General features: G+C 62.5%; 23 protein-coding genes. 13 read left to right on the forward strand and 10 right to left on the reverse strand.

Annotated features, from left to right (window positions below):
- Positions 1–2: 2 nt before the first annotated feature.
- Both lepB and tldD read right to left on the reverse strand, forming a co-directional pair.
- Positions 3–785 carry a signal peptidase I gene (gene lepB, locus AC1RQ5_RS04295; protein WP_493197205.1) on the reverse strand — a complete coding sequence of 261 codons (783 nt, stop codon included), beginning with the start codon at positions 783–785 and terminating at the stop codon, positions 3–5.
- Positions 782–2,209 carry a metalloprotease TldD gene (tldD, locus tag AC1RQ5_RS04300; protein WP_398484093.1) on the reverse strand — a complete coding sequence of 476 codons (1,428 nt, stop codon included), beginning with the start codon at positions 2,207–2,209 and terminating at the stop codon, positions 782–784. The genes lepB and tldD overlap by 4 nt, the downstream gene beginning before the upstream one ends.
- Before the next feature lie 299 nt (positions 2,210–2,508).
- Between tldD and AC1RQ5_RS04305 the strand changes: the two genes are divergently transcribed.
- Positions 2,509–3,699: a PepSY-associated TM helix domain-containing protein gene (locus tag AC1RQ5_RS04305; protein WP_493197206.1), complete on the forward strand. Its 1,191-nt coding sequence runs from the start codon at positions 2,509–2,511 to the stop codon at positions 3,697–3,699.
- Between the two features lie 128 nt (positions 3,700–3,827).
- Here AC1RQ5_RS04305 and AC1RQ5_RS04310 read toward each other — a convergent pair whose 3' ends face one another.
- Positions 3,828–4,403 carry an invasion associated locus B family protein gene (locus AC1RQ5_RS04310; RefSeq protein ID WP_493197207.1) on the reverse strand — a complete coding sequence of 192 codons (576 nt, stop codon included), beginning with the start codon at positions 4,401–4,403 and terminating at the stop codon, positions 3,828–3,830.
- Between the two features lie 461 nt (positions 4,404–4,864).
- Here AC1RQ5_RS04310 and coxB point away from each other — a divergent pair, with 461 nt between their 5' ends.
- The 8 genes from coxB (at position 4,865) to AC1RQ5_RS04350 (ending at position 11,470) form a co-directional block, all read left to right on the forward strand.
- On the forward strand, positions 4,865–5,710 hold the full coding sequence (gene coxB / locus AC1RQ5_RS04315) for a cytochrome c oxidase subunit II (protein ID WP_398484100.1): 846 nt from the start codon (positions 4,865–4,867) through the stop codon (positions 5,708–5,710).
- An 11-nt stretch (positions 5,711–5,721) separates the two neighbouring features.
- Complete coding sequence (gene ctaD, locus AC1RQ5_RS04320) at positions 5,722–7,344, forward strand: cytochrome c oxidase subunit I (RefSeq protein WP_493197208.1); 1,623 nt, start codon at positions 5,722–5,724, stop codon at positions 7,342–7,344.
- Positions 7,345–7,429: 85 nt separating this feature from the next.
- On the forward strand, positions 7,430–8,371 hold the full coding sequence (locus AC1RQ5_RS04325; RefSeq protein ID WP_493197209.1) for a heme o synthase: 942 nt from the start codon (positions 7,430–7,432) through the stop codon (positions 8,369–8,371).
- A 15-nt stretch (positions 8,372–8,386) separates the two neighbouring features.
- Positions 8,387–8,563 (forward strand): cytochrome c oxidase system small membrane protein, encoded by a 177-nt coding sequence (locus tag AC1RQ5_RS04330; protein WP_398484106.1) that lies wholly within the window; start codon positions 8,387–8,389, stop codon positions 8,561–8,563.
- Between the two features lie 10 nt (positions 8,564–8,573).
- Positions 8,574–9,194, forward strand: a complete 621-nt coding sequence (locus AC1RQ5_RS04335; RefSeq protein ID WP_398484108.1) for a cytochrome c oxidase assembly protein — start codon at positions 8,574–8,576, stop codon at positions 9,192–9,194.
- Between the two features lie 69 nt (positions 9,195–9,263).
- Positions 9,264–10,130 carry a cytochrome c oxidase subunit 3 gene (locus tag AC1RQ5_RS04340; protein WP_493197210.1) on the forward strand — a complete coding sequence of 289 codons (867 nt, stop codon included), beginning with the start codon at positions 9,264–9,266 and terminating at the stop codon, positions 10,128–10,130.
- Positions 10,131–10,322: 192 nt separating this feature from the next.
- Positions 10,323–10,715 (forward strand): DUF983 domain-containing protein, encoded by a 393-nt coding sequence (locus tag AC1RQ5_RS04345; RefSeq protein ID WP_493197211.1) that lies wholly within the window; start codon positions 10,323–10,325, stop codon positions 10,713–10,715.
- Positions 10,712–11,470, forward strand: a complete 759-nt coding sequence (locus AC1RQ5_RS04350) for an SURF1 family protein (protein ID WP_493197212.1) — start codon at positions 10,712–10,714, stop codon at positions 11,468–11,470. The genes AC1RQ5_RS04345 and AC1RQ5_RS04350 overlap by 4 nt, the downstream gene beginning before the upstream one ends.
- A gap of 6 nt (positions 11,471–11,476) precedes the next feature.
- Here AC1RQ5_RS04350 and AC1RQ5_RS04355 read toward each other — a convergent pair whose 3' ends face one another.
- Together AC1RQ5_RS04355 and AC1RQ5_RS04360 are read right to left on the reverse strand one after the other, a co-directional pair.
- Positions 11,477–12,007 (reverse strand): GNAT family N-acetyltransferase, encoded by a 531-nt coding sequence (locus AC1RQ5_RS04355; RefSeq protein WP_493197213.1) that lies wholly within the window; start codon positions 12,005–12,007, stop codon positions 11,477–11,479.
- Positions 12,004–12,306, reverse strand: a complete 303-nt coding sequence (locus tag AC1RQ5_RS04360; RefSeq protein WP_493197214.1) for a type II toxin-antitoxin system TacA family antitoxin — start codon at positions 12,304–12,306, stop codon at positions 12,004–12,006. Before AC1RQ5_RS04360 ends, AC1RQ5_RS04355 begins: the two co-directional genes overlap by 4 nt.
- 183 nt (positions 12,307–12,489) lie before the next feature.
- Between AC1RQ5_RS04360 and thrC the strand changes: the two genes are divergently transcribed.
- The 4 genes from thrC (at position 12,490) to AC1RQ5_RS04380 (ending at position 16,648) form a co-directional block, all read left to right on the forward strand.
- Complete coding sequence (gene thrC / locus AC1RQ5_RS04365; protein ID WP_493197215.1) at positions 12,490–13,905, forward strand: threonine synthase; 1,416 nt, start codon at positions 12,490–12,492, stop codon at positions 13,903–13,905.
- Entirely contained in the window at positions 13,905–15,194 is a 1,290-nt protein-coding gene (locus tag AC1RQ5_RS04370) for a M16 family metallopeptidase (RefSeq protein ID WP_398484351.1), read from the forward strand. Before thrC ends, AC1RQ5_RS04370 begins: the two co-directional genes overlap by 1 nt.
- A gap of 35 nt (positions 15,195–15,229) precedes the next feature.
- Positions 15,230–15,817: a GNAT family N-acetyltransferase gene (locus AC1RQ5_RS04375; protein WP_398484353.1), complete on the forward strand. Its 588-nt coding sequence runs from the start codon at positions 15,230–15,232 to the stop codon at positions 15,815–15,817.
- A 141-nt stretch (positions 15,818–15,958) separates the two neighbouring features.
- The gene (locus tag AC1RQ5_RS04380; protein WP_493197216.1) at positions 15,959–16,648 is read left to right on the forward strand and encodes a hypothetical protein; all 690 of its coding nucleotides are present in this window, start codon (positions 15,959–15,961) and stop codon (positions 16,646–16,648) included.
- Positions 16,649–16,839: 191 nt separating this feature from the next.
- Here the strand turns inward: AC1RQ5_RS04380 and AC1RQ5_RS04385 are convergent, their stop codons facing one another.
- The 5 genes from AC1RQ5_RS04385 to AC1RQ5_RS04405 all read right to left on the reverse strand — a co-directional run bounded on the left by AC1RQ5_RS04385 (position 16,840) and on the right by AC1RQ5_RS04405 (position 19,455).
- Positions 16,840–17,328, reverse strand: a complete 489-nt coding sequence (locus tag AC1RQ5_RS04385) for a F0F1 ATP synthase subunit B family protein (RefSeq protein WP_398484357.1) — start codon at positions 17,326–17,328, stop codon at positions 16,840–16,842.
- A 3-nt stretch (positions 17,329–17,331) separates the two neighbouring features.
- Positions 17,332–17,892 (reverse strand): F0F1 ATP synthase subunit B family protein, encoded by a 561-nt coding sequence (locus AC1RQ5_RS04390; protein ID WP_398484366.1) that lies wholly within the window; start codon positions 17,890–17,892, stop codon positions 17,332–17,334.
- Between the two features lie 51 nt (positions 17,893–17,943).
- On the reverse strand, positions 17,944–18,171 hold the full coding sequence (locus tag AC1RQ5_RS04395) for a F0F1 ATP synthase subunit C (protein WP_068732626.1): 228 nt from the start codon (positions 18,169–18,171) through the stop codon (positions 17,944–17,946).
- 66 nt (positions 18,172–18,237) lie between these two features.
- On the reverse strand, positions 18,238–18,987 hold the full coding sequence (locus AC1RQ5_RS04400) for a F0F1 ATP synthase subunit A (protein ID WP_398484360.1): 750 nt from the start codon (positions 18,985–18,987) through the stop codon (positions 18,238–18,240).
- Between the two features lie 93 nt (positions 18,988–19,080).
- Positions 19,081–19,455, reverse strand: a complete 375-nt coding sequence (locus tag AC1RQ5_RS04405) for an AtpZ/AtpI family protein (protein ID WP_398484362.1) — start codon at positions 19,453–19,455, stop codon at positions 19,081–19,083.
- Between the last annotated feature and the right edge of the window lie 147 nt (positions 19,456–19,602).

A 19,602-nucleotide genomic window follows, 5' to 3' on the forward strand; every position in this document is an offset into this window, starting at 1 on the left:
TCTCAATGAACCCCGGTGAAGAAGCGCGCGAAGCGCAGGCCGGACCACCATTCGCTCACCGGCTGGCTGCGAATGCCAAGGTCCCACGAGCCGACAATGGCATCGACGCGGCCAACCAGATTATCCATCGGCAGCAGGCCGACGCCTCCCTGACCAACCGGCACGCGGCTATCCGCGGAATTGTCGCGGTTGTCGCCCATCACGAACAGATGGCCGGGTGGCACGGTGACATCGGGCGTGTTGTCGAGGCGGCCATTGTTGCGCAGCTTGAAGATCGGATGCGCGACGCCGCCGGGCAGTGTCTCCACATAGCGCTGCGCCGGCTCGGAGCCGCCGCTGTCGTCCTCAGCCGCGCCGATGCCGTCGGCCTGCACGGCCGCCGCTTTGCCATTGATCCAGACCTGGCCGCCACGCAGCTCCACATGATCACCGGGCAGGCCGATCACGCGCTTGACCCAGACCTGCGAGCGATCGCCGGGCCAGCGGAAGACAACAACATCGCCGCGCTTCGGTGTGGACGCGAAGACGCGGCCGGTTTCCGGGAAGGCGACATGGATCGGCAGCGAGGCGGTCGAATAGCCATAGGGAAATTTCGTCGCCAGCAGCGCGTCGCCGATCAGCAGCGTCGGCTCCATGGAGGCGGAGGGGACATAGAACGGCTCCGCGAGCGCGCCTTTGCCGAGAAACACGATGCCCACAATGGCAGCGATCTGTGCGATCTGGCTGCCCCAGCGCTTGGCTGTCGAAGGCAGCGTCGCGGCCTGCGTCTCCGTCTCGGTGCTCACTGGCCCGTTCCTCCGATGGTCACCTTGTCCATGCGCAATGTCGGCTGGCCGACGCCCACCGGCACGCCCTGGCCGTGCTTGCCGCAAGTCCCGATGCCGTCGTCGAGGGCGAGGTCGTTGCCGATCATGCTGATGCGATGCAGGTCGGTCGGGCCATTGCCGATCATCATCGCGCCCTTCACTGGCGCGCCGATCTTGCCGTTCTCGATCTTGTAGGCCTCGGTGCACTGAAACACATATTTGCCGGAGGTGATGTCCACCTGACCGCCACCGAAGTTCACGGCATAGATGCCGTTCTTCACCGAAGCGAGGATTTCGGCGGGATCGCGCTGGCCGGCCAGCATGTAGGTGTTGGTCATGCGCGGCATCGGCACATGGGCATAGCCCTGGCGACGGCCATTTCCGGTGGGCTTCATGCCCATCAGGCGCGCATTCTGGCGGTCCTGCATGTAGCCGACGAGAATGCCATCCTCGATCAGCGTGGTGTTGTTGGTCGGCGTGCCTTCGTCGTCGATGGACAGCGAGCCGCGGCGCGACGAAATCGTGCCGTCATCGACGACCGTCACACCCTTGGCGGCCACCTGCTGGCCGAGCAGGCCGGCAAAGGCCGAGGTCTTCTTGCGGTTGAAATCGCCTTCAAGGCCGTGGCCCACCGCTTCATGCAGCATCACGCCGGGCCAGCCCGGCCCGAGCACCACATCCATTTCGCCGGCGGGGGCGGGGATCGATTCGAGATTCACCAGCGCCTCGCGCAGTGCGCCATCGGCAGCAGTGCGCCAATTGGCGCTCTCGATGAATCGGGCATAGCCCTCGCGGCCGCCATAACCCTTCGAGCCGCTTTCCTGCCGGTCACCCTGGCCGGCGACGACGGAGATATTCACGCGCACCAGCGGGCGGATATCGCGATAGCTCTCGCCATCGGGCCGGATGATCTCGACCACCTGCCAGCTCGCGCCGAGCGACACCGAAACCTGACGCACCCGCGGGTCCTTGTCGCGCACATAGGCGTCGATCTCGGCCAGCAGCTTCACCTTGGCCTCGAAGCCGGGGGCGTCGAGCGGATTGTCGTCGTTATAGAGCCTCACATTGGTGTGCGACGGCGCCGCGGCAAAGGTGCCGGCATAACCGCCGCGCACCGCATTCACGGCATCCGCCGCGCGGATCAGTGCCGGGATCGAGACATCCGAGGAATGCGCGTAGCCGACGGCGTCGTCCTTCACGGCGCGGAGGCCAAAGCCCTGCGCGGTGTCATAGGTCGCTTGTTTCAATCGGCCATTGTCGAAGCCGAGCGCCTCGCTCTGGCTGTATTCGAGAAACAGCTCGCCATCATCGGCTCCCTGCAGGCCCCGCAACAGTTCGCGGCGGACTTCGTCGCGGTCGAGATTGGCACGGTCGAGCAGGGAGGTGGTGACGAGGCTGGTCATGCAGGCTCCAAAACGGCGGGCATTGCTGCACCGGAGGGCGGTTTCACCTTGTAACGGCAACCCGGGAATGGGTCGCCTAACATCGGCGTAATCTTGGACGATACAGGTGTTCGCTGGGGAAGATAGGTCGTCCGGCCCAAAATGGGAGAGCCTGGATGCCTGGTATCTGGATCCAGTTTGGAGCGATTAAAAACTACCGCGGTGGTTCGCCCTGTGGCGGTGCGGTAAGCGTGATCATTGCCGCAGCGGGCGCTGAGACCCGACGCAGTTCGTCCTCCAGCTCCCCAAATGCGCTGCTCATGGCCTCTCCGATCAAATCCGCCTTCCTCCAGGTTCATTCCATCATCGGCCTCACCATCGCGCTGGTGGTGGCCCTGATGGGCCTGACCGGCGCGATGCTGTCCTTCGAGGATGAGATAGTCGCCGTGCTCAATCGTGATGTCGCCAGGGTCGAGCTGCGCTCGGCGCCAGTGCTGACGCCGGACGAGATCGTGGCGCGGCTGCAAAGCCAGCCAGGCGCCGGCAAGGTGCAGTTGATGCTGCTGTCGAGCGAGCCGGGTGCCACGGTGCGCGCGCGTTTCGCACGTAATGAAGCCGGCGAACGGTCGTCAGTCTTTGTCGATCCGTATGACGGCCGCATTCTCTCGCCGGTCAGCGGCGAAGGTTTCTTCGCCACGCTGCGCAACCTGCATCGCTTCCTGCTGCTGCCAGGTAATGGCAACGGCTATGGCCGCCTGATTACCGGTGTGTGTGCGATTGGCCTGCTGGTACTGCTGATCTCCGGCATGGTGCTGCGCTGGCCGCGCCGTGTTCGCAGCATCAGGATGTGGTTGAAGCCCAATCTGGCGATGCCGGGGCGTGCCTTTCACTGGTCGCTGCACAGTGTGGTCGGCACCTGGGTGCTGCCGGTCTATGTGATCACGATCCTCACGGGCCTGTGGTGGTCGTTCGACTGGTACAAGGCCAGCGCCACCTGGCTGTTGTCGAGCAAGCCGCCGGCAGCCGCAAAAGCGCCTGCGAAGGCCAAAGGCGGCGCAAAGCCAGCGAACCCGGCTGAAGAAGCCGCGGCTCCATCCATCGACCGTGCATGGGCCACCTTCCTCGCCGATCAGGGCAGCCTCTACGCCAATGTCTATCTGCAAGTGCCGAACGGTCCCGCTCCGGTGCGCCTGCGTTCGCTGGCCAAGGACGCGCCCCATGACGTTGCCCGCGATGATTTCCGCATCGACGGCGCGACGGGGCGTGTGATTTCTGTCGAGCGCTATGCCGACAAGTCCATTGGCGACAGCATCCTGCAGCGGGTCCTGCAGATCCACACCGGCGCGGCCTTCGGGCTGGTCGGGCGCATCCTGTTCATGATTGCCGCCGCACTGATGCCGCTGTTCACGGTGACGGGCTTCATCCTGTATTTCTCACGCCGCCGGTTGAAGGCCCAGTCGAGACCAAGCCGCAATCATCGCCGAGCGGCGGGATTGGTTGCGGGGGAATAAGCTCGATGCCGTAGGATGGGTTGAGCGCAGGCGCGAAGCGCCGGAGCGACAACCCATCGGCGGAGCCTGCGCATCGTTCGGCTGATGGGTTTTCGCGAAGACGCTCAACCCATCCTACAGCTCCGAGTTTACGGCAGCTTGTCGTAGCCATCCCCCAGCCCGTTCAGGCTCAGTGGGAAACCAATGCCTTCTTCCGGCGTCTCGAAGATGATGAAGGTCGCGGTCTTCGCCGTGCGCAACTGGCCGAGCAGCTTGTCGTCCATCACAACTTCCGCGACACATCCATTGGGCAGGCAGCGCACGAAGCCGGCGCGGCCGACGTCCTGATTGTCGAGCTTGAGGCCGAGGCCGGAGGGCAGCAGCACGCCGAGCGGTGCCACCACGCGCATCAGCTTGCTCTTCTGGTCGGCGGTCTTGAGTACGATCACCGTGAGGCCGGCATTGGAGCGGTCTTCGGCGACCACGCTCTGGATCAGGGCGCATTGTTCGGCCTGCGCGCCGGGCGGGGTGTCGCAGCGGATCTGCCAGTCGCCATGCGTCGATTTCACCGCGCCCTGGGCGCTGGCAGCGGCGGGTGCCGCGAGCAGGGCAGCAAATGTCAGGAAACCGAGCGTGAGGCGGCGCCAGCGGGTGGCCTGCTGTTGCTGCGATGTCGAAAGCCTCATCCGGGTCGATCCTTGAGCGGTGATGGTGGTCGCGATCATGAGCAGTGGTCTCTGCAATCGGTTTGGCAGCACTGTGAACGCTGTTCGGTCTGATGAATTCCAGAGCGCGGAATGAACCTGCAATGACGGCGCCTTGAAGGCGGCCGCATCGGCTGCTTGCGCGCCGATTGTGGCGAATCAGTTACGCGATCATCGCATATTTTGTGCGTAAAGCGGGCATGGCCGGTGTCAAGCACCGTCGCAGGTCGCTGACATTTGTCATTGAAGCGACGCAGGAAATACGACCTTCGTGCAATTCGGTCGAATGCATTCCCGGTTACCGCACTCCTGCATTGCGACAGGTCAAGAATTATGGTTTGAGAAGCTGGATTTCGACGCATTCTAACGAGCGTGCTTACCGAGTTGCCTTGGGCAATTTGTCCGTTTGTTCGTGAGGGGGTCGGGCCGCATACTCGGGCAATACCGGGATGCGTAAGATTTTACATGGGAGCGCACGCGGCATGAGGATGCTGAGGGGCCAGTTTGGCCACCGGTTGCTGGGGTTAGCGGTTGTTGGGGCCGGTCTCGCTGTTGGCGGTGCTGCCTATGCTCAGGTGATGGGGCAGCCCGCGCCTTGGGAATACAAGCTTCAGGAAGCGGCCACGCCGGTGATGGAAAACATCACCTGGTTTCATAATTTTCTGCTCTGGCTGATCACTGCCATCACGCTGTTCGTGCTGGCGCTTTTGATCATCGTGGTGGTGAAGTTCAATTCGAAGGCCAATCCGGTCCCGTCGAAGACGACCCACAACACGCTCATCGAAGTGGCGTGGACGATCATCCCGGTGCTGATCCTGGTCGCTGTCGCGGTGCCGTCGTTCCGGCTGCTGTTCCTGCAGCTCGACATTCCGAAAGCCGACCTGACCATCAAGGCGACCGGCAAGCAGTGGTTCTGGACCTACTCCTATCCGGACAACGGCCCGTTCGAGTTCGACTCGTTGATGGCCCAGGACAAGCAGCCGCGCCTGCTCGCTGTCGATAACGAGGTGGTGGTGCCGGTGAACAAGGTGGTCCGCGTGCAGACCACGGCGGCCGACGTGATCCACTCCTTCGCGGTGCCGTCCTTCGGCATCAAGATCGACGCGATCCCCGGCCGTCTGAACGAGACCTGGTTCAAGGCCACCAAGACCGGCTGGTTCTATGGCCAGTGTTCGGAACTGTGCGGCAAGGATCACGCCTATATGCCGATCGCGATCCGCGTCGTCACCGAGCAGGAATTTGCAGCCTGGGTCGAAGCGGCGAAGAAGAAATTTGCGAGCAATCCGTCGAGCACGTTTGCTGCCGCGGCGACCACGCAGGCGCAGTAAGGAATCTCAACATGGCAAACACAGCTGCACCTGCTCACGACGATCATGCCCGCGACGATCACGCGCATGCGCATCCGACCGGGTGGCGTCGTTACGTCTATTCGACGAACCACAAAGACATCGGCACGATGTATCTGATCTTCGCGATCGTCGCCGGTGTCATCGGCGGCATCATGTCGATCCTGATCCGCATCGAGCTGATGTATCCGGGCGTTCAGATCTTCCACGAGGCGCACACCTATAACGTCTTCGTCACCTCGCACGGCCTGATCATGATCTTCTTCATGGTGATGCCCGCGATGATCGGCGGTTTCGGCAACTGGATGGTGCCGTTGATGATCGGCGCGCCGGACATGGCGTTTCCGCGCATGAACAACGTGTCGTTCTGGCTGCTGCCGGCGGCGTTTGCGCTGCTGCTGATCTCCACTTTCGTGGAAGGCGAGCCCGGCGCCAACGGCGTCGGTGCCGGCTGGACCATGTATGCGCCGCTCTCGACCTCGGGTCATCCGGGTCCTGCCGTCGATTTCGCGATCCTGGCGCTGCATATCGCCGGTGCGTCGTCGATTCTCGGTGCCATCAACTTCATCACCACCATCTTCAACATGCGCGCGCCGGGCATGACCCTGCACAAGATGCCGCTGTTCGTGTGGTCGATCCTGGTCACCGTGTTCCTGCTGCTGCTGTCGCTGCCGGTTCTGGCGGGCGCCATCACCATGCTGCTGACGGACCGCAACTTCGGCACCACCTTCTTCGCGGCCGAAGGCGGCGGCGATCCGGTGCTGTTCCAGCATCTGTTCTGGTTCTTCGGCCACCCCGAAGTGTACATCCTGATCCTGCCCGGCTTCGGCATGATCTCGCAGATCATCTCCACCTTCTCGAAGAAGCCCGTGTTCGGCTATCTCGGCATGGCCTACGCCATGGTCGCCATCGGCGGCATCGGCTTCGTGGTCTGGGCGCACCACATGTACACGGTGGGCATGTCGTCGGCGACGCAGGCCTATTTCGTTGCTGCGACGATGGTCATCGCCGTCCCGACGGGCGTGAAGATCTTCTCCTGGATCGCCACCATGTGGGGCGGGTCCATCGAGTTCAAGGCGCCGATGGTCTGGGCCGTGGGCTTCGTGTTCCTGTTCACCCTCGGCGGCGTGACCGGCGTGGTGCTCGCCAATGCCGGCGTCGACCGTGTGCTCCAGGATACCTATTACGTCGTCGCCCACTTCCACTACGTGCTGTCGCTCGGCGCCGTGTTCGCCATCTTCGCGGGCTGGTATTACTGGTTCCCGAAGATGTTCGGTTACATGTATTCCGACACCATCGCCAAGGCGCATTTCTGGGTCACCTTCATCGGCGTCAACCTGGTGTTCTTCCCGCAGCATTTCCTCGGCCTGTCCGGCATGCCCCGCCGCTACGTGGACTACCCGGATGCCTTTGCGGGCTGGAACCTGGTGTCGTCGGTCGGCTCCTATATCTCAGGTTTCGCGGTTCTGATTTTCATCTACGGCGTGATCGATGCCTTCGTCCGCAAGGAAAAGGCCGCGAACAATCCGTGGGGCGCCGGCGCTACCACGCTGGAATGGACCCTGACCTCGCCGCCGCCCTTCCATCAGTTTGAAGTGTTGCCGCGTATCAAGTAAGTGTGCTGCGGCGCACAATAGTGCGCCGCATGAAATTCGCCTCCGCAGGCTTTTGCGGAGGCCGTGACCCGAAGTGAGACCGATCTTGTCCGTCCTCGACCAAAACGCCATCGACCTCTCCGCCCCCCGCATCTCTGAGGCGGGCGTGCGGGATTATCTCGCGCTGCTGAAGCCGCGGGTGATGTCGCTTGTCGTGTTCACGGCCATGGTCGGCTATTTCCTGGCACCGGGCGATCACCATCCGGTGCTGGCCATCACCTCGATCCTCTGCATCGCTATCGGCGGCGGCGCCTCGGGCGCGCTGAACATGTGGTATGAGGGCGATATCGATGCGCTGATGACGCGCACCGCCAACCGCCCGATCCCGCGCGGCCGCATTACCCGGCCGGAAGCGCTGACTTTCGGCATCGTGCTCGCTTTCTTCTCGGTGATGACGCTGGGCATTCTGGTGAACTGGCTGGCCGGTGCGCTGCTCGCTTTCACCATCTTCTTCTATGTGGTCATCTACACCATCGGCCTGAAGCGCTGGACGGCGCAGAACATCGTCATCGGCGGTGCCGCCGGTGCGCTGCCGCCAGTCGTCGCCTGGGCCGCGGCCTCGGGATCGCTCTCGATGGAGCCGATCCTTCTCTTCCTGATCATCTTCTTCTGGACCCCACCGCATTTCTGGGCGCTCGCGCTGTTCCGCAACGACGACTACACCCGCGCCGGCGTGCCGATGCTGCCGGTGGTCGCCGGTCCCGATGCGACGCGTCTGCAGATCCTGCTCTACACCGTCGTGCTGGTCGCGACCGCCGTGGCTCCTTGGCCGCTCGGTTACTTCTCCGCCGTCTACGGCGTCGCCTCGCTGATCCTCGGCGCCGGCATGATGTTTCTTGCCGTGCAGGTCTATCGCCTCCGCGAAGGCAAGCCGGCCACGAAGGCGACGCGTCAGTTGTTCGCCTTCTCGATTCTGTATCTCTTCGCGTTGTTCGCGATCCTGTTGCTCGAGGTGGTCGTCAAGGCCATCCTGCCGCTGGTCTGGTAGAGGGCGCATGATCCGATGGACACCGAGCGCAAGACTGATCAGCCGGAAGACGGCATCGTCCTTACCGCGGCTCAGCAGAAGAGCCGTCGCGAGCGCTCCATCGCCATCGCTTGCGCACTCGGCATTCTGGTCGTGCTGTTCTTCGCCGTCACCCTGGTCAAGGGGCCGGCGGTTCTCGTCCGGCCGTTGTGAGTGAGGTGACATGACCGAACCGCAGCCCTCCCAGTCAGCCACCAAGCCGCGCATGAAGCGCGATGTGGTCGTTGCCTCGATCTGCGGTCTGGTCGTCGCCTTCATGGTCGGCGCATCCTATGCGGCCGTCCCGTTCTATGACTGGTTCTGCCGCGCCACCGGCTTCAACGGCACCACGATGGTGGCGTCGGGCGCGCCGGCTTCCGGGCCGATCGGCCGCAAGATCTCCGTTCGCTTCGATGCCAATGTGGCGCCGGGCCTGCCGTGGAAATTCGTGCCGGAGCAGAGCGAAGTCGAGGTGCGCATCGGCGAGGTGCTGACCGTTTTCTACACGGTGACCAACCAGTCCGCCCGTACCACCTCCGCCCAGGCCGCCTATAATGTGGCGCCGCTGACGGTCGGCTCGTATTTCCAGAAGATCAACTGCTTCTGCTTCACCGACCAGACGCTTGGCCCCGGTGAGAAGCGTGAAATGCCGGTCGTGTTCTATGTCGATCCGAAGCTCGCTGATGATCGCGAGAATGACGGGCTGAATTCGATCACGCTGTCCTACACGTTCTATCCCCTGCGCGATCAGGCGCCGAAGCCGGTGGCGGCCACGGAGACCGACAAGCGCAAGGGCAATCTCTGAATTTTTACGTTATAAGATTCGAAATAACACGCGCCGGCATCAACGGGCGCAACTGACGGAGAGAGACACATGGCATCGGTAGAAGCGGCGCCGCACGCCAAGCATCACGACTATCATCTCGTCGATCCGTCGCCGTGGCCGGCGGTCGGCTCGCTCTTCGCCTTCATCATGGCGGTGGGCGCCGTCAGCTGGATGCACAAGATGTATGCCGCGGCACCGCTGGTGTTCGGTGCGGGCACCATCGGCGTGCTCTACACCTTTGCCGCCTGGTGGACCGATGTGGTGAAGGAAGCCCAGCGCGGCGATCACACCCGCGTCGTGCAGCTGCATCACCGTTACGGCATGATCCTGTTCATCGCCTCGGAAGTGATGTTCTTCGTCGCCTGGTTCTGGGCTTACTTCAACGCAGCGCTATTCCCGGCCGATCCCGTGCATGCGACCCGCGAAGTGCTGTTCGGCGGCGTCTGGCCGCCGAAAGACATCCAGACCTTCGATCCCTGGCATCTGCCGCTGTTCAACACGCTGATCCTGCTCACCTCGGGCACCACGGCGACCTGGGCGCATCACGCACTGCTGGAAGGCGATCGCAAGGGCCTGAAATACGGCCTGATGGTCACCATCGCGCTCGGCGTGCTGTTCTCCTTCGTGCAGGCCTACGAATACAGCCACGCGGCCTTTGCCTTCAAAGGCCACGTCTATGGCGCCACCTTCTTCATGGCCACCGGCTTCCACGGTTTCCATGTTCTGGTCGGCACCATCTTCCTGATCGTCTGCCTGTTCCGCGTTTATGCCGGTCACTTCACACCGAAGCAGCATCTCGGCTTCGAATTTGCCGCCTGGTACTGGCACTTCGTGGACGTGGTCTGGCTGTTCCTGTTCGTCACGATCTATGTCTGGGGCTATGGCGGCGTGGTCGCCGGCGCCGCCGCGCATTGATCTGCCAAGGCTGATGCTTCAAAGGGCGGCCGTGAGGTCGCCCTTTTTTACCTCTCCCCTCCGGGGAGAGGTCGACGCGCGCAGCGCGGCGGGTGAGGGGGCTTCCACAAGTGACGTCGCTCGAGGCGCCCCCTCACCCGGTCGGCTCCGCCGCCCGACCTCTCCCCAGAGGGGAGAGGTGAAGAAAGAGCCATGACCGAACAATCCAGTACTGCCTCACTCACCCAAACCATCACCCGCGGCCTCGCTTGCAAGTGCCCGCGCTGCGGTGAAGGAAAGCTCTATAGCGGCTTCATCACCCTGCGTCCGAATTGCGAGCGCTGTAATCTAGACTACGCCTTCATCGACACCGGCGATGGCCCCGCCATCTTCATCATCATGATCGCCGGCGCCATCGTGGTCGGCGCCGCGCTGATTGTTGAAGTGAAGTACCAACCGCCATTCTGGCTGCACGCCGCCCTTTGGTTGCCATTGATTCTCGCGACAACGCTGCTACCGCTGCGCTCCATGAAGTCGCTGCTGATCGCCCTGCAATTCCACCACAAGGCGTCCGAGGGCCAGTTGATCGCGCGGAAGCCAGAATGAACACCGTCACCACGCGCCGGCCGGGCATTATCGGTTTCGGCATCGCCACCCTGATCATCGTCGCCACCTTGCTCAGCCTCGGCTTCTGGCAATTGCAGCGCCGCGGCGAGAAGCACGCGCTCATCGCCGCGCTGGATGCCCGGATCACGGAAGCGCCGGTCGCGCTGCCATCCTCCGATCGCTGGGACGCGATGAGCGCGGCGAGCGATGAATTCCGCCGCGTCACCTTCACCGCTACCTACAAGCCGCAGCCCGACGCCATGGTCTACAGCTCCGGCTCCGGCGTGCGGCCGGATGTGCCTGGTGCTGTCACCTGGGCCTTCCTGCCTGCCGCACTCCCGAATGGCGCGACCGTCGTGATTAATGCGGGCTTCGTGCAGAACACGATGCAGGATCGCGCCCAGCAGGACCGCGTTGTCAAAACCCTGCTCACCGGCGCTCCGGTGACGATGACCGGCTACCTCCGCTATCCCGAGACGGCTGGCACGCTGACCCCCCATGATGATGTCGCCAAACGCCTCTGGTTCAATCGTGACCAGCGCGCCATGGCGAGCGCCCTCGGTTGGGGTGCTGTCGCGCCGTTCTATGTTGATCTCGAAACCCCAGTGCCGGCCAACGGCATCCCCAAGCCCGGTCCCTTGGTCGTCCGCCTGAAAGACGATCACATGCAATACGCCATTACCTGGTTCAGCCTGGCCGCGGCGGTGGTGATCGCGTTTGGGGTGTGGACGCGGGGGCAGAAGCGCGCAATTTAGTTCGCGTCACGAGGATGCCGCTTTGCGGATGATTTTCATCCCGATGATCATACGCGGCTCGTGTTCGGGGAGATCGATGAAGCCCAACTCGCGATAGAGTTTCGCGGCACGCTCGTTCAGCGCATCAAGTACCAGAAAATGTGCGCCGATGACGTCAGCCACCCGCACGCAACGACGAAACACATCGGCCATCAGAAAGCTGCCGCCGCCCTTGCCCTGATGATCAAGATGAAAGCCGATGATCGACAGGTAGATGGCAGCAATCGTCGGATAGTTTGGCAATTTCTTCGTCATGGCCCGTGGAAGCGAGGAGACGTCGATTGCATGGGCATTGAGCGCGTAATATCCGACGATCGCATCCGATTGATCGAGACAGGCCACATACACGCGGGTCAGATCGTCATCCTGCTGGCGTGCAGCGGTGTTCGTCAGAAAATTATCAACGCGATCGACGCCGCACTGAAACCCTGTCCGTTCGTGCCTGCTCCGATCAAGCGGCTCGATCCGCAGGCGTGCGAGGAAGGCGGGGTCGATCATTTTGGCGTCGCGACATCGGCCTGTAGCTGCAGGAGCTGTTTGAGTTTCGCGGTGGGCTCTGTCGCGTCCAGCGCTTGCATGAACGCAGCATGAGACGCCGGGGTCAGTGCCGTGCGCTCATGGCTTGTCACCGTCTCGCGCGCCGCACGTACAGCCGCCGCGATCATGAATTCCGACGGATTGATGCCGAGCAGCGTTGCAGCTTGCTCGATCAAATCCTTGGTCTGCGGTGTGGTCCGCTGCTCCATCCGCGCTGTCTTCGCGCCCTTGGCAGCGGCGTCTCTCTGATATGGCAACATCGTCGCCTCCTGACGATCGAAATGTACGGCAATTCCCGTACATGATCAAGCGGCATTGTCGGCGAACGCATTTCCCCTCGCACGCGAAACCCATTATGGTGCGCCTTCGTTTCCACCCGACCTGAAGTATTAACCTCTTATGATCAAAGGCTTGGCGGGTAGCCCGCGCCTTTGGAGGACGCCTTGACGACCTATATCTCGACGCGGGGTGAGGCCCCGAAACTCGGCTTTTGCGATGTCATGCTGACCGGGCTTGCCCGTGACGGCGGTCTCTACATTCCCGAGGTCTGGCCGCAGCTCTCTGCCGACACCATCGCGTCGCTGTTCGGCCGGCCCTATTGGGAAGTCGCGGTCGAGGTGATCCGCCCGTTTGTGGCCGGCGAGATTTCCGACGAGGATCTCGGCCGCATGGCCAACGAGGCCTATGCCACATTCCGCCATCCCGCCGTCGTGCCGCTCGACCAGAGCGCGCCGAACCAGTTCGTGCTCGAGCTGTTCCACGGCCCGACGCTGGCGTTCAAGGATGTCGCGATGCAGCTCATTGCGCGGCTGATGGATCATGTCCTCGCCAAGCGTAATCAGCGCACGACGATTGTTGTCGCCACGTCCGGCGATACCGGTGGCGCCGCGGTCGATGCCTTTGCCGGTCGCGACAATGTCGATCTCATCGTGCTGTTTCCGAATGGCCGCATTTCCGACGTGCAGCGCCGGATGATGACAACGACCGGCGCATCGAACGTGCATGCGCTCGCGGTGGAAGGCCACTTCGACGATTGCCAGGCGATCGTGAAGGGTCTGTTCAATCATCACGCCTTCCGTGATGCCGTCTCGTTGTCGGGTGTGAACTCGATCAACTGGGCCCGCATCGTCGCGCAGGTGGTCTATTACTTCACCTCGGCTGTCGCCGTCGGTGCGCCCGGCCGTGCCGTTGATTTCACCGTGCCGACCGGCAATTTCGGCGACATTTTTGCGGGCTATGTGGCCAAGCGCATGGGCCTACCGGTGCGCAAGCTGCGTGTGGCTGCCAACGTCAACGACATCCTTGATCGCACGCTGAAGACCGGCATCTATGAAGTGCGCGAGGTTCACGCCTCGTCTTCGCCGTCGATGGACATCCAGGTGTCGTCGAATTTCGAGCGCTTGCTGTTCGAAGCCTCGGGTCGCGATGCCGCATTGGTGCGCGGGCTGATGGACTCGCTCAAGCAATCCGGCCGCTTCGTCCTGCCGGAGAAACTCCTTACTGCGATCCGCGCCGATTTCGAATCCGGCCGCGCCGATGAAGACGAGACCGCCGCCACCATCCGCACCGCCTGGCGTGAGAGCGGCGATCTCATCGATCCGCATACCGCTGTGGCGCTTGCTGTCGCCGATCGCGATACGACCGAATTGCATGTGCCAAATATTGTGCTCTCCACCGCGCATGCGGCGAAATTTCCGGATGCGGTGGAAGCCGCCTGCGGCAAGCGGCCGGATCTGCCGGCCTATCTCGGTGAACTCATGACCAAGGTCGAGCACATCAAGGTCGTGAAAAACGATCAGAGCGAAATCGAGCAGTTCGTGCGGTCTGTCAGCCGCGCCGCAAAGCAGGGAGCCGCCTGATGGCCGTCGAGGTTACAAAACTGCCGTCGGGTCTCACGGTCGTCACCGACTCCATGCCGCATCTCGAAACCGCTGCACTCGGCGTCTGGGCCGGCGTTGGCGGCCGCGACGAGAAGACGAACGAGCATGGTATTTCGCACCTGCTCGAACACATGGCCTTCAAGGGCACCAAGACGCGCTCGTCGCGTCAGATCGTCGAAGAGATCGAGGCTGTCGGCGGCGATCTCAACGCGGCGACGTCCACCGAGACCACAGCCTTCTATGCGCGCGTGCTGAAAGCCGACGTGCCGCTCGGCCTCGAAGTGCTCAGTGACATTCTGGCCAATCCGACTTTCGATCCCGATGAGCTGGAGCGCGAGAAGAGCGTTATCGTGCAGGAGATCGGCGCGGCGCAGGATACGCCGGACGATGTCGTGTTCGAGCATCTCAATGAGCTCTGCTATCCCGATCAGCCCATGGGCCGTTCGCTGCTTGGCACCGCCAAGACCCTGCAGGGCTTTGATCGCGACATGCTGCAGGATTATCTCTCGACACATTATCGCGGTCCGGAGATGGTGGTGGCGGCAACGGGTGCCGTGAACCACCGGCAGGTCGTCGCCGAAGCGCACAAGCATTTCGCGAGCTTCGAGGGCACGCAGGGCCCGAAGCCGCAGCCGGCCACATTCGGCAAAGGCGGCTCCAAGGTCGTGCATCGCGATCTCGAACAGGCGCATCTGACTCTGGCGCTGGAAGGCCTGCCGCAGGCGCATCCGGAATTGTTCAGCCTGCAGGTGTTCACGAACATCCTGGGTGGCGGCATGTCCTCGCGGCTGTTCCAGGAAGTCCGTGAAAAGCGCGGCCTGTGCTATTCCATCTATTCATTCCACGCGCCCTATAGCGACACCGGATTCTTCGGCCTCTATACCGGCACCGATCCGAATGATGCGTCGGAGATGATGGAAGTCATCGTCGATGTGATCCGCGAATCCGTGGAGACGCTGACCGAAGCCGAGATCGCCCGCGCCAAGGCGCAGATGAAGGCGGGTCTCCTGATGGCGCTGGAAAGCTGCAGCTCGCGCGCCGAACAGCTCGCGCGTCACATGCTCGCTTACGGCCGTCCGCTCACGGCAGAAGAACTCATCCAGCGCATTGATGCCGTCAGCGTTGAGTCGACCCGCGATGCTGCGCGCGGCCTGCTCACGCGCAGCCGGCCTGCGGTGGCAGCACTTGGCGGTGGCCGGGGGCTGGACACGGCGGTGGCTTTTGCGGAAGGATTGACCGGCGTCCGGGACAAGACCCTGCTGCATTGAGTCTGCCTCGCAGCGACGCGTCGGAGAGTGACCTGATGGCTCTGTTTCGGCTTCCCATGAGTGCCCCGGCGGCGTTGGCGCCGCGCGGCTATGGGCTGTCGTTGCGTGCGCCTGTGATGGGCGACTTTCCGCAATGGGCGGATCTGCGCGAGCGCAGCCGGGCCTATCTCACGCCATGGGAGCCGATCTGGCCGTCTGATGATCTCACGCGGTCGGGGTTTCGCCGGCGGCTGCGGCGCTATGCCGAGGATACATCGGCGGATCGGGCCTATCCCTTTCTTGTATTTAGGGAATCTGACGATGCTCTGGTTGGCGGAATCACGCTGGCGAATGTTCGGCGCGGGATCGTGCAGGCGGGGACCATTGGGTATTGGGTCGGCCAGCAATTTACCGGGCAGGGCATGATGACGACCGCGCTGCGGGTTTTGCTGCCGACCTTGTTCGGCGAGCTCAGCCTGCATCGCATTGAAGCGGCTTGCATTCCGACCAATACGCCGTCGGTGCGGGTGCTGGAAAAATGCGGTTTCACCCGCGAAGGACTGGCCCGGAGATACCTTTGCATCAACGGTGTCTGGCAGGATCACCTGCTGTTCGGGATGCTGCACGAAGACTTTAGGGGTTAGTTATCGCAAGAATTGCGCTGTGATGCCGCCCTGCGGCCGCAACGGCCTTTGGTTTGCCGCAAGTCGCCTGCTATAACGCCGGCGCACGGCCTTGGGGGTGAGGCGGCGCTAACTATCTGACGATCCGGGGATATTCTCACAATGCCACAATTCGGTCGCAAGCCCGCGCGCGATTTTCGCGTGCTGAAAAACGTGCTCTTTGTCACCGTTTCCAGCGTTTTTCTCGCCAGCTGCGGCGGCGGCGCCCTGTTCAGCGGGGGCTCGTCGGGCGGCAGCAGCCCGTCCCTCGGCGACCGCTTCAGTCAGCTGTTCGGCGGCAAGTCGACCGAAGTCGGCGGCACCCAGTCAGCCCAGGCGACCACCACGGGCGGTGGTGCGGACAGCGAGTTGACTTGCCCGATGGTCAGCATCCGTCCGGGGGCCGCGACCTATGCCGTCGGCGCGCAGGGCAAGCCGGGCGTCGGCAATGACCTGGCCTATCAAGCGACCATCACGCGCACTGCGCGCTCCTGCGATCTCGCCAACGGCCAGGTGTCGATCAAGATCGGCATCCAGGGCCGCATCATCGTTGGACCCGCGGGGGCGCCGGAGACGGTGGAAGTGCCACTGCGTGTGGCCGTGGTGCAGGAAGGCGTCAATCCGAAGCCGATCGCCACCAAGGTGTTCACGACCACGGTGTCGATGGGCGGTCAGCTGAATGTGGAATACAGCCTGGTTGGTGAGGACTTCAGCTATCCCGCGCCGTCGGCGGCGGCGAATGACTCCTACGTCTTCTATATCGGCTTCGATCCGCAGGCGCTGAAGCCGCAGCCGGCGAGGAAGCGAAGATAAGACGCTGTCCCTCATCCTGAGGAGCCGCGCAGCGGCGTCTCGAAGGATGGCCGCGCGCTCCGGCGCTAGGGCAGCTCATGGTTCGAGACGCGCGCAAGGGCGCGCTCCTCACCATGAGGGACTGTGACAAGAGAAATAAAAAAGCCGGCGCGATGATCTCGCGCCGGCTTTTTGTTTTGTAATCGCCTCGCTTAGTTCAGCTTCGCGCGAACTTCGCCGATGCCCTTTTCGATCAGGCCGTCTGCAACGTTGCCCTTCACCGACTGCGACAACACCTGCGTTGCAGCAGTCACGGCGGCTTCGGCAGCAGCAGCGCGGACGTCGGCGACGGCCTGGGCTTCCGCAAAAGCGATCTTGCTTTCGGCAGCCTTGGTGCGACGGGCGACGAAATCTTCCATCTTCACCTTGGCTTCAGCCGCGATACGTTCGGCTTCTTCCTTGGCGGAGGTGATGATCTCCTGCGCTTCGCGTTCCGCCGAAGCATGACGCTTCTTGTAGTCGGCGAGCAGAGCAGCGGCCTCATCACGCAGGCGACGAGCATCGTCGAGATCCTGCTTGATACGGTCACGGCGATGATCGAGCGCGGTCAGGATGGTGCGGTGAACGCCCATGTAACCGAACAGCGCGAGCAGCAGAAAGAATGCGACGGCTACCCAGAATTCAGCTTGCAAACCGAACATCGTTTATCCTTTCAGCGACGCGTCGAGCGCGGCGTTGACGGCGCCTGCATCCGGCGTGATGCCGGTGAGACGTTCGACGATCGCAGAAGCCGTTTCTGACGCGATGCCGCGAACATTGCTCATCGCCGTTGCGCGGGTCGAAGCGATCGTCTGCTCCGCCGTTGCCAGCTTGGCGTTGAGGCTCTCTTCCAGCTTGGCCTTGGCCGCGTCCTGTTCCGCATTGAGCTTCTCACGGACTTCGCTGGCCATCGCCTGCGCCTTGGCGCGGGCATTGGCGAGTTCGGTCTCGTAAGCCTTCAAGGCGGCGTCGGAATCGGCCTTCAGCTTGGCAGCTTCGGCCAGGTCGTTGTCGAGAACCTGCTTGCGGGCAGCGAGAATGCCGCCGACGCGGGGCAGCGCCAGACGCGAGACGATCAGATAAAGCAGGCCGAAAGCGATCGCGAGCGACACCAGCTGTGAAGCGAAGGTGCTGCTCTCGAAGGGCGGGAACGAAGCCTTGTGCCCGCCATCAGCCTGGGTATGGGATGTGCTCTGACCTTGCGCCACAGCAGTCTCCTTCTCGATCGACAACGCGCCTCCGGGATTGGAGAGCGCGCAGCCAGATCAGGGGTCAGCTTAGACGGCGAACAGCAGCAGCAGAGCGATCAGCAGCGAGAAGATGCCGAGCGCTTCGGTCACGGCGAAGCCGAAGATCAGGTTCGCGAACTGGCCCTGCGAAGCCGACGGATTGCGCAGCGCGCCGTTCAGGAACTGCGAGAAGATCATGCCGACGCCGATGCCTGCGCCGCCCATGCCGAGGCAAGCGATACCGGCGCCGATGTACTTAGCTGCGATGGGATCCATGGTAAAACTCCTTCTTGGATAGGTAGATTTGAGAAAGTCGGTTGAGGGTGGATTTCGCGCCCGGCCTTAGTGGCCGGGGTGAAGGGCGTCGTTGAGATAAATGCAGGTCAGGATCGTGAAGACGTAAGCCTGCAGGAAGGCAACGAGCAGTTCGAGGCCGGTCAGCGCCGTGGTCATGGCCAGCGGCAGCAGGGCGCCCGCGGCGCCGACGGCACCGAGCGCACTGAGCGAGGTCACGAAGCCCGCGAACACCTTCAGGGTGATGTGGCCGGCCAGCATGTTGGCGAACAGACGCACCGAATGCGAAACCGGACGGGACAGGAAGGAAATGACTTCGATCACCATGATCAGCGGCAGGATGTAGATCGGAATGCCGTGCGGGACGAAGAGTTTGAAGAACTTCAGGCCGTTCTTGTAGATGCCGTAGATGAACACCGTGAGAAACACCAGCAACGCCAGCGCGACCGTCACGATCAGGTGGCTGGTGGTGGTGAAGGTGTAGGGAATGATGCCGATCATGTTCGCGGTGAGGATGAACATGAAGAGCGAGAAGACGAGCGGGAAGAAGCGCATGCCTTCTTCGCCAATGCTGCTTTTTAGCGTATTGGCGACGAATTCGTAGGACAGTTCCGCCATCGACTGGAAGCGGTTCGGGATCAGATGACGACCGGCGCTGCCGCCGAGCATCAGGATCGAAATGACGGCGACGGCGCCGAACATGTAAGCCGAGGAATTGGTGAAGGCGATTTCCTGGTTGCCGATATGGCCCAGGGTGAAGATCTTCTGGATCTCAAATTGGTGGATCGGATCGGCCATCCAGCTCGGTCTTTCATCTCAGCCGGAGAGTCCGGCGTTTCCCCGCCGGGGAGCCCGGCAATCGATCGATTTGCGCCGTGAGGCGCATGAAACTTATGACTTCTTTCCGACGCCGGCCGACCGCATCACATTCATCACGCCGGCCGTGAAGCCGAGCAGCAAGAACACGATCAGCCCCCAGGGTGATGTCGACAGCAGACGATCGAAGACCCAGCCCAAGATCGTCCCGACGATGACACCGGCAACCAGTTCCGAAGAGAGGCGGAGACCCACAGCCATGGCGGACGCCCTGTGCTGCGCGCTTCCGCTTTCGCTGTTGGACTGATCAGCCTGCAATTTGCGATCGCCCAAGGTTTTGGACAGTCGGTCATTGAGGCTTCCGAGCCGTGCGGAAAGCGCAGCCTCGTCGGGGTCGGGTGAGCTGTTGCTCCCGCGATTGCTGCCGTTGTTTTGTGTGCCGTCACTCATATTCCGACACCCGAAAAACGCTGCAATTCCCGGAAAATAACGCCCCGTCGCCCTCTAAAGCCGCGCGGACCATACTTAGCGTGTTCTGCCAAGTCAAGATTCGCTGATCGCTGTTTAGTGCTTTGATTCGCTTGATTTTATTGGCGA

The organism is Tardiphaga sp. GW821-FHT12E02, assembly GCF_058807155.1.

Excerpts from the sequence above, each read along its gene's own strand:
- tldD (WP_398484093.1), bottom strand. The coding sequence starts at position 2,209 with ATGACCAGCCTCGTCACCACCTCCCTGCTCGACCGTGCCAATCTCGAC.
- AC1RQ5_RS04305 (WP_493197206.1), top strand. The coding sequence starts at position 2,509 with ATGGCCTCTCCGATCAAATCCGCCTTCCTCCAGGTTCATTCCATCATC.
- AC1RQ5_RS04310 (WP_493197207.1), bottom strand. The coding sequence starts at position 4,403 with ATGATCGCGACCACCATCACCGCTCAAGGATCGACCCGGATGAGGCTT.
- coxB (WP_398484100.1), top strand. The coding sequence starts at position 4,865 with ATGAGGATGCTGAGGGGCCAGTTTGGCCACCGGTTGCTGGGGTTAGCG.
- ctaD (WP_493197208.1), top strand. The coding sequence starts at position 5,722 with ATGGCAAACACAGCTGCACCTGCTCACGACGATCATGCCCGCGACGAT.
- AC1RQ5_RS04330 (WP_398484106.1), top strand. The coding sequence starts at position 8,387 with ATGGACACCGAGCGCAAGACTGATCAGCCGGAAGACGGCATCGTCCTT.
- AC1RQ5_RS04335 (WP_398484108.1), top strand. The coding sequence starts at position 8,574 with ATGACCGAACCGCAGCCCTCCCAGTCAGCCACCAAGCCGCGCATGAAG.
- AC1RQ5_RS04340 (WP_493197210.1), top strand. The coding sequence starts at position 9,264 with ATGGCATCGGTAGAAGCGGCGCCGCACGCCAAGCATCACGACTATCAT.
- AC1RQ5_RS04345 (WP_493197211.1), top strand. The coding sequence starts at position 10,323 with ATGACCGAACAATCCAGTACTGCCTCACTCACCCAAACCATCACCCGC.
- AC1RQ5_RS04350 (WP_493197212.1), top strand. The coding sequence starts at position 10,712 with ATGAACACCGTCACCACGCGCCGGCCGGGCATTATCGGTTTCGGCATC.
- AC1RQ5_RS04355 (WP_493197213.1), bottom strand. The coding sequence starts at position 12,007 with ATGATCGACCCCGCCTTCCTCGCACGCCTGCGGATCGAGCCGCTTGAT.
- AC1RQ5_RS04360 (WP_493197214.1), bottom strand. The coding sequence starts at position 12,306 with ATGTTGCCATATCAGAGAGACGCCGCTGCCAAGGGCGCGAAGACAGCG.
- AC1RQ5_RS04370 (WP_398484351.1), top strand. The coding sequence starts at position 13,905 with ATGGCCGTCGAGGTTACAAAACTGCCGTCGGGTCTCACGGTCGTCACC.
- AC1RQ5_RS04375 (WP_398484353.1), top strand. The coding sequence starts at position 15,230 with ATGGCTCTGTTTCGGCTTCCCATGAGTGCCCCGGCGGCGTTGGCGCCG.
- AC1RQ5_RS04380 (WP_493197216.1), top strand. The coding sequence starts at position 15,959 with ATGCCACAATTCGGTCGCAAGCCCGCGCGCGATTTTCGCGTGCTGAAA.
- AC1RQ5_RS04385 (WP_398484357.1), bottom strand. The coding sequence starts at position 17,328 with ATGTTCGGTTTGCAAGCTGAATTCTGGGTAGCCGTCGCATTCTTTCTG.
- AC1RQ5_RS04395 (WP_068732626.1), bottom strand. The coding sequence starts at position 18,171 with ATGGATCCCATCGCAGCTAAGTACATCGGCGCCGGTATCGCTTGCCTC.
- AC1RQ5_RS04400 (WP_398484360.1), bottom strand. The coding sequence starts at position 18,987 with ATGGCCGATCCGATCCACCAATTTGAGATCCAGAAGATCTTCACCCTG.
- AC1RQ5_RS04405 (WP_398484362.1), bottom strand. The coding sequence starts at position 19,455 with ATGAGTGACGGCACACAAAACAACGGCAGCAATCGCGGGAGCAACAGC.